Origin of the sequence: Aeromonas sp. SE22 (assembly GCF_038739755.1) — a bacterium.
Taxonomy (GTDB): Bacteria; Pseudomonadota; Gammaproteobacteria; order Enterobacterales; family Aeromonadaceae; genus Aeromonas; species Aeromonas jandaei.
The window spans coordinates 173963-190166 of record NZ_JBCGFD010000004.1 but is presented as its reverse complement, the minus strand read 5'-3'; the positions used below and the strand labels follow the sequence as shown (position 1 = coordinate 190166).

The following is a 16204-nucleotide window of genomic DNA, read 5'->3' as shown; positions in this document are numbered from 1 at the left end:
GAGGAGTCATCATGTCCACTCTCCCCTTCTGGCTGACCGAGGCGCTCGCCGCCGAACAACCCGCACCGCCCACACCCCTTCACGGCCACCACGAGGCCGATGTCTGCATCGTCGGTGGCGGCTTTACCGGGCTGTGGAGCGCCATCGCCCTTAAACAGGCCGAGCCACACTTGCGCATCATGGTGCTGGAGAAAGATCGCTGCGGCAGCGGCGCCTCCGGGCGCAACGGCGGCTGTTTGCTCACCTGGTCGGCCAAATATCTGACCTTAAAGCGCCTCTTTGGCAAGCAGCAGGCCGCCTGGCTGGTGCAAAGATCCGAACAGGCGGTGCACGAGATCGCCCGCTTCTGCGACACGCACAACATAGAGGCACAGCTGAGGGTCGAGGGCACCTGCTACACCGCCACCAGCGAGGCCCAGCGTGGCCTGATGGAGCCGGTATTGCGGGAGCTGAAACTCGCTGACCTTAACCAGTGGCAGGCGATTGAAGAGGGTGAACTGGCGAGTCAGAGCGGCTCCCACGTTCATCTGGAGGGGCTCTACAGCCCCCACGCCGGTTCGGTGCAGCCGGCACTGCTGGTGCGCGGCCTGCTGCGGGTAGCGCGGGAGCTGGGGGTCGAGGTCTATGAGCACTCTCCCATGCAGCGCCTTGAGGCGGGTCAGCCAGCACGGGTACAGACACCGCAAGGTGAGGTGCGTGCCCGCAAGGTGGTGCTGGCCCTCAACAGCGCCATGGTGCAGCACTTTCGCGAGTTTCGCCGCAGCATAGTGCTGGTCTCCTCGGATATGGTGATAACCGACCCCGCGCCGGATGCACTGGCTGCCCAGCAGCTTGCGCACGGCCGCTCCGTGGTGGATGGCCGCACCTTTGTCCATTACTACCGCTCCACTCCGCAAGGGCGGCTGATGCTGGGCAAGGGGGGCAACACCTTCGCCTTTGCCAACCGCCATCTGGCCGAGTTCGATGCGCCTAGCCGTTATCTTGCCCCTCTCACCCGCACCCTGCGCCGCTTCTTTCCGGCGCTCAAAGAGGTGCCCATCGCCGCCAGCTGGTGCGGCGCCTCCGATCGCTCGGTAGATGGCCTCCCCTTCTTCGGCCACTGGCGAGGGCAGCCCAATATCGTCTATGGCCTCGGCTATTCCGGCAACGGGGTGGCGCAGAGCTGGATCGGTGGCCAGATCCTGGCGGCCCTGGTGCGCGATGAAGTGCGGGAGGAGGACAAGCCGTGGCGCGACTGCGCGCTGGTCAGCGGCCCGCGCGGCTATTTTCCGCCCGAGCCATTTCGCTGGCTGGGCGCCATGGCGGTGCGCAATGCCATCCGGCGCAAGGAGCGGGCGGAAGATGAGAACCGTCCGGTGGCCTGGTATGACAAACAGCTGGCCAAACTTGCCGATGCCGCTGGCAAGGCAGACAAGTAAGCGCGGTAATACCAATTCCGCACGCTTCTGCCCCATCTGACTGCAACAAGCAAAGCGCCGACCCAAGGGTTGGCGCTTTGCTATTGGCGCCATAGGCCATCAGATCCCGAGCGGCGAAAACCTGCGATCAGCTCCGCGCTGCATCACCCGGATCGGAATACATAGACAAGGCGCGGCACACACGGTGCCCAACCAGCCGCCAATAGCACTGTTTCACCAGCGAAACACAATCAAGAAACATTATTTCACTTGCGCAACAATCAGGCTGACAAGGCACCATCCTGCTGGGATATCGCGCCAGAGAGAACCACGCCGAAAAGCCATGCCGAGCAGGGCCAAGGGTGCCAGCCCGTTACGCTTGTGCGCGGTTTATCGCCGCCACTTGTCGGCCGCTGATACTTCCGTACCCAGCAGCAGCGCTGGCCTTGCCTGCCACACCCGCTCGGGGTCGGGCTCGGCAATGGCGGCGGCGATCAGCTGCTCGCTCCAGTGGCGGTGCAGCAGCCACATCTGCTGACCGAGATCCCCATCGCTCCGGGTGCACTGCTTGGTGACATCGGCAGTGCGATAGAAGTAGCGCACCAGAGTCGTGAGCTCGGGTTCCGGCCAGCGGCAGCCAAAATCGCGCAACAGGGATGACCAGAAGTCAATCTGGCCCCGTTCGTGCTGCTGCTCCAGCGCATGCAGCTCGGGGATGAGATCCATCGCATGCCAGAGGGCGCCATAGCCGACAAAGCGGCGCTCCAGCGCCTCCAATGCCTCGTCGAGCAGCACCAGTGCCTGTGGCCAGCTGGTCGCCTGAATGCGGATCTGCTCCTGCGCCTCGCAGACCGCCGCCAGCCACCCCATGGCGAGGCGGCCGATGATCGCCTCCTTGTTGGGATAGAGGTGGTAGAGCGACTTGATCCCCACCCCCGCCCGATCGGCGATGGCATTGGTGTTGAGGGCCGCAAAGCCCTGTTCCTGCAACAGGCTCAGGGTCGCCTCCTCAATGCGGCTGGCCACCGCCTGACTGCGCTGCTGTTTGGGTTGGCGGCGCATGGCAACCCCTTGGGGTAACGGCCCCTCGGTCACTGACTCCTCTGACATCACTCCTCCCTGTTGTTGGCCCATCGGCAAGGCGCTCTGGCGGTAGATCTTGCTACCTCAGCAAAGCGGGCACTGCGCCCCGCTCGCCACCGATTGATGTGACATGGTAAACAAAACGTTAAATATTTGCAGCAATTGCTGGCATTTTTTGACCAAGCAGCCATAAAGAGATCGCGTAATGTGCAGTAAACACTGCACTCAACCCGACCCTCAAGGAGATCACCGCATGGATTGCAAGGCACCACACCCCGCCCGTTCCCGCACTTTTTTGCTGCTCGCCCCGCTGCTGGCCGCCACGCTGGCGGGTTGCCAGCAGGGACAGCCGCCCACCGCCGCACGCACTCTTTATCTCAACGGCAAGATCCACACTCAGGATGGTCAACGGCATGTGGCAGAGGCCATGGTGGTGAGCGGCGGCCAGTTCCTCTATGTGGGCAACCGGCAGGGGGCCGAGGCGCTCAGCACTCCCGACACCCAGGTGGTCGACTTGCAGGGCAAGATGGTGCTGCCGGGGCTGCACGACAACCATATCCACCTGCTGGGCACGGTGGCGCTCGATATGTGCGATCTCGATGGCAAGCCGGTCGATCTCGGCGAGCTGGCGGCCAAGGTGAAGCGCTGCCTGCCGCGCTACGCCCCCAAGGCTGGCGACTGGCTGGTGATCAACCAGTGGTCTCCCTACGAGGGCAACGCCCCCACCGCCGCCTATAAAACCGTGCTGGCGGCTCTCGATGCCGCCGCCCCCGACAATCCGGTGGTGCTGGCCGGGGTCGATGGCCACGCCAGCGCCTACAACTCGCGGGCACTGGCGCTGGCGAACGATAAAAGCGGCAAACAGGTGGGTTTCACCGCTGCCACCCTGGCGCCGGGCGGCCTCTTTGCCTCCTTCAAACCCTATGTGGATCTCGATAGCGGCATCATTCGCGAAGGGGCTCGCAGCGCCATCCCCTCCCCCGACAGTGGCCTGCTCAGCGCCCGTGACGAGCAGGCGGCGAACCAGTATCGCCAGATCCTGCCCGCCGTCTCGACCCTGATGGCCTCGCGCGGCATCACCAGCATTCAGGATGCCTGCGCCACCGACTTTATCCGCGATCGCCTGCGGGAGATGGAAGAGAAGGGGCTGCTCAATATGCGGGTCACCGCCGCCACCTGTTTTCACGAGGATGACTACAGCGGCAAACTCGATATCGGCGGCCATCTGGCCAAGGCCAACCGGGTGCGCGACCAGTTTGCCGGCGATCCGCTGATCAAGGCCGATGCGGTCAAGATCTTCCTCGACGGGGTACTGGAGGGGGATCCCTTCAGCACGCCCCCCTTCCTGCCCAACGCCGGCATGCTGACCAACTACCAGACCCCCCACCTCGCCGCGGATCAGGGTGGCGAGCAGGTCACCATCACCGCCAACAGCGAGGATGCCGGCAGCAAGGGGCTGGTCAACTACCGCGCCGCCGATCTGAACCGCTACGTGGGGGCGCTCGACAAGGCGGGCTTTAGCATCCATATGCACAGCATCGGCGATCGCACTACCCGCATGGCCCTCGATGCGCTGGAGGCAGCCCGCGCCAGCAACGGCGATCACGGCACTCCCCACACCCTCGCCCATCTGCAGGTGGTGCATCCGGACGATCAGCAGCGGCTCGGCCAGCTTGGCCTCTACCTCACCTTCACCTACGCCTGGACCAACCCCCAGCCCGAATATGACATGCTGGTCACCCCCTTTATCCAGCCGACCCGCAAGGGGCAATCCCTGCACGAGGCGATGTACGATCCCAAGGGGTATCTCAAGCAGGCGCTCTATCCGGTGGCCAGCTCGCGCAAGGCGGGAGCTATTCTGGTGGCTGGCAGCGATGCGCCGGTCGACAGCCGCGATCCGCGCCCTTTCGCCAATATGGCCGCCGGGGTCAACCATGCTCCCCAGAGCGGCGATGACTTTCGGGCGAGCCAGCGCATCACCCTCGATCAGATGCTGGATGCCTACACCATCAACGGCGCCCGCGCGGTGCGCCAGCAGGCCGTCAGCGGCTCCATCGAAGCGGGCAAATCGGCCGACTTTATCGTGCTGGATCGGGATCTCTACCAGCTGGTCGCCGCCGGCAAACCGGAGCAGATCGCCGATACCAAAGTCACCCGCACCGTCTTTCGCGGGCAGACGGTCTTTAGCCAATAGGGTTCAGGTGATATGGCGAGCGTGAGCATCTGGTCAGCAGCGATCTGAGCATATACAGCCAGACCAGCGCCCCTTGAGAGCAACATGCCGACCTTTTGGTCGGCATTTTTACTTCGGGAAGTGATAGCGAGCCCTGATGGCAAGGCGCGCTGTACAAGGGTCAATCAACGGGAAGTTAGCCCGCGTTCGGCTCAGCTCTTTAACCCAAATCGGAGGAGCATTGGCAACCAGCGTGACCAGCGGGTTGCCCCAAGCGGCGGCAGGATTGATTCACCAGTGAAACAGCCTCAACCAACTTGGTTGCAACAGCGTAACAATCTTGGCCTGTTGGATTCTGTCCGTAGGCAAAGGCTGTGGCATACTAAGCCCCCCGATCGTCTGAATACGCTTCGCTATTCGAAACCGAGGATTGGCATTCAATAACAATGTGGCTGGATGGGTTGAGTGATGAAAACAGTGTTGATAACCGGAGCGAGCAGAGGATTGGGCTTAGCGCTAGTTCAGACTTTTTACGAGCGCGGATATCAGGTTTACGCCGTGGTCAGAACCATCAGCGCTTGTGACATGCTCACTACTCTCTACCCTGCCGTCTCTGTGCTGATAACCGATGTCACCCATGAGAATTATGAAGAACAGCTATTTGGTTTTATCCAAGACAGAGCAGTAGATATCGTCATAAATAATGCTGGCTCTGCTGGCACCCCGGGGATCGACACAAGGCATAGCACCGGCGACCAGCTGGTTTATGAATTTAAGACCCATTGTGTCGGTGCGCTATCAACCGTTAATGCCGTATTGCGCAATGAAAATGTATTACCCCCATCCTTGATCGTAAATATAAGTTCAAGGAGAGGCTCATTAAATATGCAAGCGGCAGGCGCAGCCAAAGGAGTAAAATGCTCTTTCTCCTATCGCATAGCAAAGGCAGCTCAAAACATGCTGTCACTGTGTATGGCTGATGATCTGGAGAACATGGGGATAAACGTTATCTCGGTTCACCCCGGAGCATTACTTACCAAAATGGCACCTGCTGATGCAACACTGACACCAGAGCAGTCAGCAAATCGATTGGCTGAAATGATAGAAGGCAATAATTTTAATACACGGGATTTTATCTGCTTGGAGACAGGCAAGCTGCCTTGGTAGAACATCGTGATCAAACGGCACAGAATATCTTTACAACTCCAAACTACTTGTAGGTAACGGCATGGCTAATATAGTTAAAAAACTACAACATAAATATGGCGAAAAGAACCGCTATGCTAACTTTGGGCCTTGCCTGAGAAAAGTTCATATCGATGGGTTCAGAGGGATTTATGAACTTGATCTTGATCTAGACTTCCCAATAACAGTCATTTCTGGTCTTAATGGAGCAGGGAAAAGCACTGTAGGTCAACTTGCAATATGTGCATATAAGAAACCATCTACCTCAGTTGAATACAAAAGACAATACATAAAAGATTTTTTTCCTATCTCAACCGCAGATCCAAAACCAATATCTGATGGAGCGAAAGCTATTTATTTTTATGAAACAGATGACTATAAAAAACAACAAGAAGTAACAATATCACGAGCCAACTCAGCATGGTCGGGCTACAAAAGACAACCTGAGCGGCACTGTTACTACGTGGGGTTCACTGTTTATATACCCAAAGTAGAACGAAGAGATGTGAGTGTTTATGGTGGTTCAAATCTCCAATTTACAGAGAAACGAGATATAGACCAAAAAGTCATCGGTAAAATGGCTAGAATCATTGGTCATAAATATGATGATGTTACATTTCAAGGCGTTTCTCATAAGGGGAAAGAATCAGAAGTAGGTATAGCATCAAGACTTGGATACTCATACTCTGAAAATAACATGGGGTTTGGAGAAGGACGAATCCTTTATACTGTTGACAAACTTGAAAATTCTCCAGAACAAAGCCTTTTTATTCTTGAAGAACCTGAAACCTCATTGCATGAGAGTGCACAGCATGAATTTGCAAGATATCTTTTAGATGTATGTAATAGGCGCCACCATCAAATCATTCTTTCAACTCACTCCAGCGTCATAATTAATGCACTTCCACCTGAATCACGAAAGTTACTATTAAGAAATGAAAATGGCGTAGAAGTAGTAAATAAAATCTCATCTAGTCAAATTCGTTCAGTTTTGTCATCAGGTCATGTCAGGCAGCTAGATATATGCGTTGAGGATATTTTCGCAAAAGTATTGCTAACTGAAGTCATTCGTATAAAAAAGAAAGACCTGTTAAAGGTAGTAGCCATCCATGATATTGGAGATAAAGATGCCGTTCGAGAAGCTGTCCGTGTACTAAACAAAACAGGAAAAAGAGCAATAGCAGTAAGAGATGCTGATGTTGGTGTAGCGCCCCAAGAGTCATTACATTCATTTCCAGGAGTGAACCCTCCCGAAAAAGAAGTCTTTAGTCATCCTAAAGTTAAGGCTCTTTTACTAGAAAAATATGATTTAGATGTCGACTGGATTCTTGAAAGAGATGAAGTGACCGACCATCATCTTTATGCAAAAGAACTTGCTCGTGAAGCAGAATCAGAAGAAAGTGTGATACGTACAGTTGCAATTGAAGAATACATTAAAAGTATTGAAGATGAATTTAGCGAATTAATTTTTGCGATTGAAAATGCAGTTAAAAGCTAGTTTTAAATAAAATTTACTTTCTTAATAAAAAGCCGCCCATTGGGCGGCTTTTTTATTAGAGATAACGGGCTAAGCAGAATTACCAGCCGGTTACTTCGCGCAGGGCCTTGCCGATATCGGCCAGGGAGCGGACGGTTTTCACGCCAGCATCTTCCAGCGCGGCAAACTTCTCGGCGGCGGTACCCTTGCCACCGGAGATGATGGCGCCAGCGTGGCCCATCCGCTTGCCGGGAGGGGCGGTAACACCGGCGATATAGGAGACCACCGGCTTGGTGACGTGGGCCTTGATATAGGCGGCCGCGTCTTCCTCGGCGTTGCCGCCGATCTCGCCGATCATCACGATCGCTTCGGTCTGCGGGTCGTTCTGGAACATCTCCAGAATGTCGATAAAGTTGGAGCCCGGGATGGGGTCGCCACCGATACCGACGCAGGTGGACTGGCCAAAGCCCTCGTCAGTGGTCTGCTTGACCGCTTCGTAGGTCAGGGTGCCGGAGCGGGAGACGATGCCCACCTTGCCCGGCTTGTGAATGTGGCCCGGCATGATGCCGATCTTGCACTCACCCGGAGTGATAACGCCCGGGCAGTTGGGGCCGATCATCCGCACGCCGGTCTCTTGCAGCTTCACTTTGACATCCAGCATATCCAGGGTCGGGATGCCTTCGGTGATGGTGACAATCAGCTTGATGCCCGCATCGATCGCTTCCAGGATCGCGTCCTTGCAGAACGGTGCCGGCACATAGATGACGGTGGCGGTGGCGCCGGTCGCTTCGACCGCGTCACGGACGGTGTTGAACACCGGCAGGCCCAGATGGGTGGTGCCGCCCTTGCCCGGGGAGACGCCGCCGACCAGCTGGGTGCCGTAGGAGAGCGCCTGCTCGGAGTGGAAAGTGCCCTGACCGCCGGTAAAGCCCTGGCAGATGACTCGGGTGTCCTTGTTGATCAGTACGCTCATCAGTTGGCCTCCGCTGCTTTGACGACTTGCTGCGCGGCATCGGTCAGACTCTTGGCCGCAATGATGTTGAGGCCGCTCTCGGCCAGCTTGATACCACCCAGCTCGGCGTTGTTGCCTTCCAGACGGACCACGACGGGCACCTTGACCCCCACTTCCTTGACCGCACCTATGATGCCTTCCGCGATCATGTCGCAGCGCACGATGCCGCCGAAGATGTTGACCAGCACCGCTTTGACATTGCTGTCGGAGAGGATGATCTTGAACGCCTCGGTTACGCGCTCCTTGGTGGCGCCGCCGCCGACGTCAAGGAAGTTGGCCGGCTTGCCGCCGTGCAGGTTGACGATATCCATGGTGCCCATGGCCAGACCCGCGCCGTTGACCATGCAGCCGATGTTGCCATCGAGGGCCACATAGTTGAGCTCCCACTGGGCAGCGTGCGCTTCGCGGGGGTCATCCTGCGACGGATCGTGCATCTCGCGCAGCTTGGGCTGACGGTACAGCGCGTTGGCGTCGATGTTGATCTTGCCATCCAGGCAGTGCAGGTTGCCCTGCGCGGTGATCACCAGCGGGTTGATCTCCAGCAGCGCGAAGTCGCAGTCGAGGAACATCTGGCCCAGACCCATGAAGATCTTGGTGAACTGTTTGATCTGATCGCCGACCAGACCCAGTTTGAAGGCCAGCTCGCGCGCCTGATAGGGCTGCGGGCCAACCAGCGGGTCAAGGGTGGCCTTGTGGATCAGATGGGGGGTTTCGTGGGCGATCTTCTCGATGTCCACGCCACCTTCGGTCGAGGCCATGAAGACCACGCGGCGGGAGCCACGGTCAACCACGGCGCCCAGGTAGAGCTCTTTGGCGATGTCGGTGCAGGATTCAACCAGGATCTTGGTGACCGGCTGGCCGTTGGCGTCAGTCTGGTAGGTCACCAGATTCTTGCCCAGCCAGTTTTGGGCAAAAGCACGGATCTCATCCTTGCTCTTGGCCACTTTCACGCCGCCCGCTTTACCGCGGCCACCGGCGTGTACCTGGCATTTGACGACCCAGGTATTGCCGCCAATCTTGTCGGCCGCTTCGGCCGCTTCCTGCGGGGTAGCACAGGCATAACCTTCGGAGACCGGCAGGCCATACTCGGCAAACAGCTGTTTTGCCTGATATTCATGCAGATTCATAGATGCTCTATCCGTGTTGTAGGTATTTCCGTCCGGGGCTCGTGTTTCTCAATCCCCTGTGAGTGGGGGCCTCGGGGGCCCCTCGTTATCTTTCAGTTGGTTGCTCAGACGTCCAGCAGCAGGCGGGTCGGATCTTCCAGCAGCTCCTTGACGGAGACCAGGAAGCCTACCGATTCGCGCCCGTCGATGAGACGGTGATCGTAGGAGAGGGCCAGGTACATCATCGGCAGGATCTCGACCTTGCCGTCAACGGCCATCGGGCGATCCTGGATCTTGTGCATGCCCAGAATGGCGCTCTGGGGCGGGTTGATGATCGGGGTGGACATCAGGGAACCGAACACACCACCGTTGGTGATGGTGAAGTTGCCGCCAGTCAGCTCATCCACGGTCAGTTTGCCGTCGCGGCCCTTGCCGGCCAGATCCTTGATGGCCTTCTCGATGTCGGCCAGGCTCATGTTGTCGCAGTCGCGCAGTACCGGGGTCACCAGACCACGAGGGGTGGAGACGGCGATGCTGACGTCGAAGTAGTTGTGGTAGACGATGTCGTCACCATCCAGCCCGGCGTTCACTTCCGGATAGCGCTTGAGGGACTCCACTACCGCCTTCACGTAGAAGGACATGAAGCCGAGCTTGATGCCGTGCTTCTTCTCGAAGATCTCGCCGTACTGCTTGCGCAGATCCATGATGGGCTTCATGTTGACCTCGTTGAAGGTGGTCAGCATGGCGGTGGTGTTTTTCGCTTCCAGCAGACGCTCGGCGATGCGCTTGCGCAGACGGGTCATCGGTACCCGCTTCTCGCTGCGACCGGCCAGCGCGGCAACTGGCGCGACCGGCGCAGCAGCAACCGGAGCGGCTGCGACAGGCTTGCTCAGCGCCTTGATGTAGGCTTCCACATCATCCTTGGTGATGCGACCGCCCTTGCCGGTGCCGGTCAGCTTGGCCACGTCGATGTCGTGCTCGCCAATCAGACGGCGCACGGAGGGGCTCAAACCATCGGCGCCATCATCGGCAACCGCTTCGGCCGGCTTCTCTTTGGTCTCTTCACCGGCTACGGCAGCCGCCTTGATGGTGGCGATCAGCTGGCGGGAGAGGACGGTTGCCCCCTCTGCCTGCAGGATGTCGCCCAGCACGCCAGCTTGCGGTGCCGGCACTTCCAGCACCACCTTGTCGGTCTCGATGTCGACCAGCACTTCATCACGGGCAACCAGATCACCCGGCTTCTTGTGCCAGGTGGCAATGGTGGCATCCGCCACTGATTCCGGCAGGTCCGGTACCTTGATCTCGATAGTCATCTAATCAGTTCCTTGTTACTTCTTGTTCAGGGCTTAGGCCAGAGTAAGGGCATCTTCCACCAAGGCTTTCTGCTGCTTGGCGTGGACGGACATGTAACCAACCGCCGGCGAGGCGGACGCCGGACGACCGGCATAACGCAGGGTGGCTCCGGTCGGCAGCACCTCATCGTAGTTGTGGCGGGTGCAGTACCAGGCGCCCTGGTTTTGCGGCTCTTCCTGACACCAGACAAAATCGGTGACGTGGCTGTAATCGGCCAGAATGGCGCGCACTTCCTCTTCCGGGAAGGGGTAGAGCTGTTCGATCCGCACGATCGCCACATCCTTCTGCTCCGCCTTGCGACGGGCTTCGAGCAGGTCGTAATAGACCTTGCCGGAACAGAAGACCACCCGCTTGACCGCTTTCGGATCCAGCGCGTCGATCTCGCCAATGGCGTTCTGGAAGGTGCCTTCCGCCAGATCTTCGAGCTTGCTGACCGCCAGCGGGTGGCGCAGCAGGGATTTGGGCGTCATCACGATGAGCGGACGGCGCATCGGGCGCACTACCTGACGGCGCAGCATGTGGAATACTTGAGCCGGGGTAGAGGGGACGCACACCTGCATGTTGTGCTGGGCGCACATCTGCAGATAACGCTCCAGACGGGCGGAGGAGTGCTCCGGCCCCTGCCCCTCGTAACCGTGCGGCAGCAGCATGGTCAGGCCGCACATCCGGCCCCACTTCTGCTCACCGGAGGAGAGGAACTGATCCACCACCACCTGAGCACAGTTGGCGAAGTCACCGAACTGCGCTTCCCAGATGGTGAGGCCGGCCGGCTCGGCGCTGGCGTAGCCATATTCAAAGGCCAGTACCGCGTTCTCGGTCAGTACCGAGTCATAAATCTCGAACGGACCCTGCTCGTCGTGCAGGTTGCACAGCGGGGTGTAGGTGCTGGCATCGGTCTGGTTGTGCAGCACGGCGTGGCGGTGGAAGAAGGTGCCACGGCCGGAGTCTTCACCGGTAAAGCGGATGCGGGAACCTTTGTCCACCAGAGTGGCGTAGGCCAGGGTCTCGGCAAAGCCCCAGTCCACCAGCTTCTCACCGGCAGCCATCAGACGGCGGTCTTCGTAAATCTTCTCGACCTGACGCTGCAGCACGTGGGTAGCCGGATACTGGCTCACCCGCTCGCCGAGGGCTTTGAGGTGATCCATCGGCACTGTGCTGTCATAGGCCATGTTCCAGTCGTGGCCAAGATAAGGGGTCCAGTCGACGGAGTGCAGCTCCATCGGCCGCCACTCTTTGCTCACCCGCTCGCCGCGATCCAGCGCTTCGCGATACTCGTTCACCAGGGTGGTCGCTTGCTCCTGGGCAATACTCCCCTCGGCCACCAGCTGATCGGCGTAGATCTTGCGCGGGGTCGGGTGCTGCTTGATCTTCTGGTACATCAAGGGCTGGGTCGCGTTCGGCTCGTCGGCCTCGTTGTGGCCGTGACGGCGGTAGCAAACCAGCTCGATCACCACGTCGCGCTTGAAGGTGTTGCGATAATCCAGCGCAATCTGGGTCACCAGCACCACGGCTTCCGGATCGTCACCGTTGACGTGCAGCACCGGCGCCTGCACCGCCTTGGCGATGTCGGTGCAATATTCGGTGGAGCGCAGGTCACGGTGATAGGAGGTGGTGAAACCGACCTGGTTGTTGATGACGATGCGCACCGTCCCGCCCACGCCGTAAGCGCGGGTCAGAGACATGTTAAAGGTCTCGGCCACCACGCCCTGACCGGCCATGGCCGAGTCACCGTGAATGGTGATGGGCAACACGCTGGAACCATCCTTGTCACCGCGACGATCCATGCGGGCACGTACCGAGCCGATGACCACAGGGTTGACGATCTCGAGGTGGGACGGGTTGAAGGCCAGCGCCAGATGGACGTTGCCGCCCGGGGTGGCGAAGTCGGAGGAGAAGCCCATGTGGTACTTCACGTCGCCCGTGCCCCAGGATTCGCCGTGCTTGCCGGCAAACTCGTCGAACAGGTCCTGCGCGCGCTTGCCCAGCACGTTGATCAGTACGTTGAGACGACCGCGGTGGGCCATACCGATAACGGCCTCTTTGCAGCCCTGCTCACCGGCGCGACGGATCAGCTCTTTCAGCATGGGGATCATGGCGTCGCCACCTTCCAGCGAGAAGCGCTTGGCCCCCGGGAACTTGGCACCCAGATATTTTTCCAACCCTTCGGCGGCGGTCAGGTTGTCGAGGAAACGGGTCTTCTCTTCGAGGGTGTAGCTCCCCTTCCCTTCAATGGATTCGAGACGCTGTTGCAGCCAACGCTTCTCCTCGGTCGAGGTGAGGTGCATGTAGTCGGCGCCGATGGAGCCGCAATAGGTCTTCTTCAACGAGGCGTAGAGATCGGAGAGCACCATGGTCTCGCGACCGATGGCGTAGGAGCCCACATTGAAGGTGGCCTCCATGTCTGCGCCCTGCAGGTTGTGGAATGCCGGATCCAGTTCGGCGACGGTATCGCGCTGCCACAGACCGAGCGGGTCCAGATTGGCATTCTGGTGACCACGGAAACGGAACGCGTTGATCAGTTGCAGTACCCGCACCTGCTTGGCATCCACTTGCGGATCGGAGACAGGCGCGCTGTAACGGGAGGGATCCTTGGCCAGACGACGGAAATAATCGCGGACCTGGGAGTGGGGTTGTTCAACCGCATGGCCATTGACCTGGGGCAGCTCGCTAAACAGGCTGCGCCACTCATCGGATACGGAGTCAGGATTTTCCAGGAAGGATTCGTACAAATCCTCAATGTAGCTTGCATTCGCACCAGCCAGGTGAGATGACTCCAACCAGGCCTTCATCACGCCGTTATGCATTTCTATCCCTTGTACTTCTTGTTACTGCTACGCAGCTTGTAGGGTTCAAACAGCCATCCTGCCACGGGTGGGATGGCTGTCCGGAAGCAGGGCCGACCTTGGCCGGCCCGAATACTAAACAGCCCGATTGAGCAACATCGACTTGATCTGGCCAATCGCCTTGGTCGGGTTCAAGCCTTTCGGACAGACGTTCACGCAGTTCATGATGCCGTGGCAACGGAACACGCTGAAGGCGTCATCCAGATTACCCAGTCGCTCGGTGGTCGCGGTGTCGCGGCTGTCAGCCAGCCAGCGGTAGGCGGCAAGCAGCCCGGCCGGACCGATGAACTTGTCGGGGTTCCACCAGAAGGAGGGGCACGAAGTGGAGCAGCAGGCACAGAGAATGCACTCGTACAGGCCATCCAGCTTGGCGCGCTCTTCGGGGGATTGCAGGTGCTCACGCACGGGCGGCAATTTGTCTTCATTGATGAGGAAGGGTTTGACCTTCTCCCACTGGGTGTAGAACTGGGTCATGTCGATCACCAGATCCCGGATCACCGGCAGGCCGGGCAAGGGGCGGATAACCACGTTATTGCCCTTCTTCAGCAGATCGGAAAGCGGGGTGATGCAGGCAAGACCGTTCTTGCCATTCATGTTGATGCCGTCAGATCCACAGACCCCTTCGCGGCAGGAGCGGCGGAAGGCGAGTGTGGGATCCAGCTCTTTCAACTGGATCAGTGCATCGAGCACCATCATGTCGGAACCTTCAGGAATATCAAGACGATATTCCTTCATATGGGGGACGTTATCAACATCCGGATTGTATCTGTAGACAGAGAAAGTGACGTTCATAGGGCTGGCTCCGCAATCAGTAAGTCCGGACCTTGGGCGGGAACGCCTCACGGGTCTTGGGTGACATGTTGACAGCGCGACGGGTCATGGACTCGGTGTCCGGATGATAGAGGCTGTGGCACAGCCAGTTCTCATCGTCGCGATCCGGGAAGTCGAAGCGGCAGTGAGCACCACGACTCTCGGTACGGAAGTTGGCGGCAACCGCCGTGGCAAACGCCGTCTCCATCAGGTTGTCCAGCTCCAGACACTCGATGCGCTGGGTGTTGAACTCTTTGGAGGTGTCATCCAGACGGGCTGACTTCAGGCGCTCGCGGATAACCTTGAGCTCGGCCAGCCCTTCTGCCATCGCCGCACCTTCGCGGAATACGGAGAAGTTGTTCTGCATGCAGCGCTGCAGGTCTTTGCGGATCTGCACCGGGTCTTCGCCGTTGCGGGTATTTTCCCAGCGGTTGAAGCGGGCCAGTGCGGCATCGAGATCCGACTCGGAGGCATCGCGGCCGTGATCCATCTCGCCCAGGGTGTTGACCAGATGCATGCCGGCCGCGCGGCCGAACACCACCAGATCCAGCAGGGAGTTGCCGCCCAGACGGTTGGCTCCGTGCACCGAGACGCAGGCAATTTCGCCCACCGCAAACAGACCTACTACCGGCACATCGTTGCCGTTCTTGTCCTGGGTCAGGCACTGGCCATTCACGTTGGTCGGTACGCCGCCCATCATGTAGTGGCAGGTCGGGATGATCGGGATCGGCTCTTTGACCGGATCCACGTGGGCGAAGGTGCGAGAGAGCTCGCAGATACCCGGCAGACGGGATTCCAGCACCTCTTTGCCGAGGTGGTCCAGCTTGAGTTTGATGTGCGGGCCCCAGGGACCGTCGCAGCCACGCCCTTCGCGGATCTCGATCATGATGGAGCGGGCCACCACGTCGCGACCGGCCAGATCCTTGGCGTTGGGGGCATAACGCTCCATGAAGCGCTCGCCATCTTTATTGAGCAGATAGCCGCCTTCACCGCGGCACCCTTCAGTCACCAGCACCCCTGCCCCGGCGATGCCGGTCGGGTGGAACTGCCACATCTCCATGTCCTGCACGCCGACCCCGGCGCGCAGCGCCATGCCGACACCGTCACCGGTGTTGATGTGGGCGTTGGTGGTGGACTGGTAGATGCGACCGGCGCCGCCAGTGGCCAGCACGGTGGCCTTGGCCTTGAAGTAGACGACCTCGCCGCTCTCCATATCGATGGCGGTACAACCCACCACGTGGCCATCCTGGTTCTTCACCAGATCCAGCGCATACCACTCGGAGAAGACGGTGGTCTTGTTCTTGACGTTCTGCTGATAGAGGGTGTGCAGCAGGGCGTGGCCGGTACGGTCGGCCGCAGCCGCAGTACGGGCAGCCTGCTCGCCACCGAAATTCTTGGACTGACCGCCAAACGGACGCTGGTAGACAGTGCCGTTGTCGAAACGGGAGAAGGGCAAGCCCATGTTCTCCAGCTCATAGATGGCTTCGGGGCCGGTCTTGCACATGTACTCGATGGCTTCCTGATCACCGATGTAATCGGAGCCTTTTACGGTGTCATACATGTGCCACTGCCAGTTGTCGTCGTGGGCATTGCCCAGCGCAACCGTGATGCCGCCCTGGGCGGAGACAGTGTGAGAACGGGTCGGGAAGACCTTGGACAACAGAGCGCAGCTCTTGCCGGACTGGGCAATCTGCAGCGCGGCGCGCATGCCGGCACCACCGGCACCAATCACGACCGCATCAAATTCACGAGTTGGAATAGTCAC

The 16204-nt window shown here is 59.0% G+C and carries 11 protein-coding genes; 4 read left to right on the top strand and 7 right to left on the bottom strand.

The genetic code is table 11. The features are described 5' to 3' along the window. Positions 1-11 precede the first annotated feature (11 nt). A complete protein-coding gene (locus tag AAHA39_RS10355) occupies positions 12-1418 on the top strand; it encodes an FAD-dependent oxidoreductase (RefSeq protein ID WP_320656532.1) in 1407 nt (468 codons plus the stop codon). A gap of 369 nt (positions 1419-1787) precedes the next feature. Here AAHA39_RS10355 and AAHA39_RS10350 read toward each other — a convergent pair whose 3' ends face one another. Then, on the bottom strand, positions 1788-2507 hold the full coding sequence (locus tag AAHA39_RS10350) for a TetR/AcrR family transcriptional regulator (protein ID WP_320656531.1): 720 nt from the start codon (positions 2505-2507) through the stop codon (positions 1788-1790). Between the two features lie 226 nt (positions 2508-2733). Here AAHA39_RS10350 and AAHA39_RS10345 point away from each other — a divergent pair, with 226 nt between their 5' ends. From AAHA39_RS10345 to AAHA39_RS10335, 3 genes are all read left to right on the top strand, one after another. Next, positions 2734-4674: an amidohydrolase gene (locus AAHA39_RS10345; protein ID WP_320656530.1), complete on the top strand. Its 1941-nt coding sequence runs from the start codon at positions 2734-2736 to the stop codon at positions 4672-4674. Between the two features lie 447 nt (positions 4675-5121). Next, a complete protein-coding gene (locus tag AAHA39_RS10340; RefSeq protein WP_320656529.1) occupies positions 5122-5820 on the top strand; it encodes an SDR family NAD(P)-dependent oxidoreductase in 699 nt (232 codons plus the stop codon). Positions 5821-5881: 61 nt separating this feature from the next. Beyond that, on the top strand, positions 5882-7336 hold the full coding sequence (locus AAHA39_RS10335) for an ATP-dependent nuclease (protein ID WP_320656528.1): 1455 nt from the start codon (positions 5882-5884) through the stop codon (positions 7334-7336). A gap of 79 nt (positions 7337-7415) precedes the next feature. Here AAHA39_RS10335 and sucD read toward each other — a convergent pair whose 3' ends face one another. The 6 genes from sucD to sdhA all read right to left on the bottom strand — a co-directional run bounded on the left by sucD (position 7416) and on the right by sdhA (position 16204). Next, the gene (gene sucD / locus AAHA39_RS10330; protein ID WP_005346088.1) at positions 7416-8288 is read right to left on the bottom strand and encodes a succinate--CoA ligase subunit alpha; all 873 of its coding nucleotides are present in this window, start codon (positions 8286-8288) and stop codon (positions 7416-7418) included. Continuing rightward, positions 8288-9454, bottom strand: coding sequence for an ADP-forming succinate--CoA ligase subunit beta (gene sucC / locus AAHA39_RS10325; protein ID WP_005346090.1), 1167 nt, complete (start codon positions 9452-9454; stop codon positions 8288-8290). The genes sucD and sucC overlap by 1 nt, the downstream gene beginning before the upstream one ends. Before the next feature lie 104 nt (positions 9455-9558). Continuing rightward, on the bottom strand, positions 9559-10746 hold the full coding sequence (odhB, locus tag AAHA39_RS10320) for a 2-oxoglutarate dehydrogenase complex dihydrolipoyllysine-residue succinyltransferase (protein ID WP_320657315.1): 1188 nt from the start codon (positions 10744-10746) through the stop codon (positions 9559-9561). A 33-nt stretch (positions 10747-10779) separates the two neighbouring features. Continuing rightward, on the bottom strand, positions 10780-13590 hold the full coding sequence (gene sucA, locus AAHA39_RS10315) for a 2-oxoglutarate dehydrogenase E1 component (RefSeq protein WP_041210303.1): 2811 nt from the start codon (positions 13588-13590) through the stop codon (positions 10780-10782). A gap of 114 nt (positions 13591-13704) precedes the next feature. Continuing rightward, on the bottom strand, positions 13705-14421 hold the full coding sequence (locus AAHA39_RS10310) for a succinate dehydrogenase iron-sulfur subunit (protein WP_041210304.1): 717 nt from the start codon (positions 14419-14421) through the stop codon (positions 13705-13707). Positions 14422-14437: 16 nt separating this feature from the next. Continuing rightward, positions 14438-16204, bottom strand: coding sequence for a succinate dehydrogenase flavoprotein subunit (gene sdhA / locus AAHA39_RS10305; RefSeq protein ID WP_041210305.1), 1767 nt, complete (start codon positions 16202-16204; stop codon positions 14438-14440).

Bases quoted from the DNA above. Each gene is read 5' to 3' on its own strand.
- AAHA39_RS10310 (WP_041210304.1), bottom strand. From the start codon at position 14,421: ATGAACGTCACTTTCTCTGTCTACAGATACAATCCGGATGTTGATAAC.
- AAHA39_RS10355 (WP_320656532.1), top strand. From the start codon at position 12: ATGTCCACTCTCCCCTTCTGGCTGACCGAGGCGCTCGCCGCCGAACAA.
- odhB (WP_320657315.1), bottom strand. From the start codon at position 10,746: ATGACTATCGAGATCAAGGTACCGGACCTGCCGGAATCAGTGGCGGAT.
- sucD (WP_005346088.1), bottom strand. From the start codon at position 8,288: ATGAGCGTACTGATCAACAAGGACACCCGAGTCATCTGCCAGGGCTTT.
- AAHA39_RS10350 (WP_320656531.1), bottom strand. From the start codon at position 2,507: ATGTCAGAGGAGTCAGTGACCGAGGGGCCGTTACCCCAAGGGGTTGCC.
- AAHA39_RS10340 (WP_320656529.1), top strand. From the start codon at position 5,122: ATGAAAACAGTGTTGATAACCGGAGCGAGCAGAGGATTGGGCTTAGCG.
- AAHA39_RS10345 (WP_320656530.1), top strand. From the start codon at position 2,734: ATGGATTGCAAGGCACCACACCCCGCCCGTTCCCGCACTTTTTTGCTG.
- AAHA39_RS10335 (WP_320656528.1), top strand. From the start codon at position 5,882: ATGGCTAATATAGTTAAAAAACTACAACATAAATATGGCGAAAAGAAC.
- sucC (WP_005346090.1), bottom strand. From the start codon at position 9,454: ATGAATCTGCATGAATATCAGGCAAAACAGCTGTTTGCCGAGTATGGC.
- sucA (WP_041210303.1), bottom strand. From the start codon at position 13,590: ATGCATAACGGCGTGATGAAGGCCTGGTTGGAGTCATCTCACCTGGCT.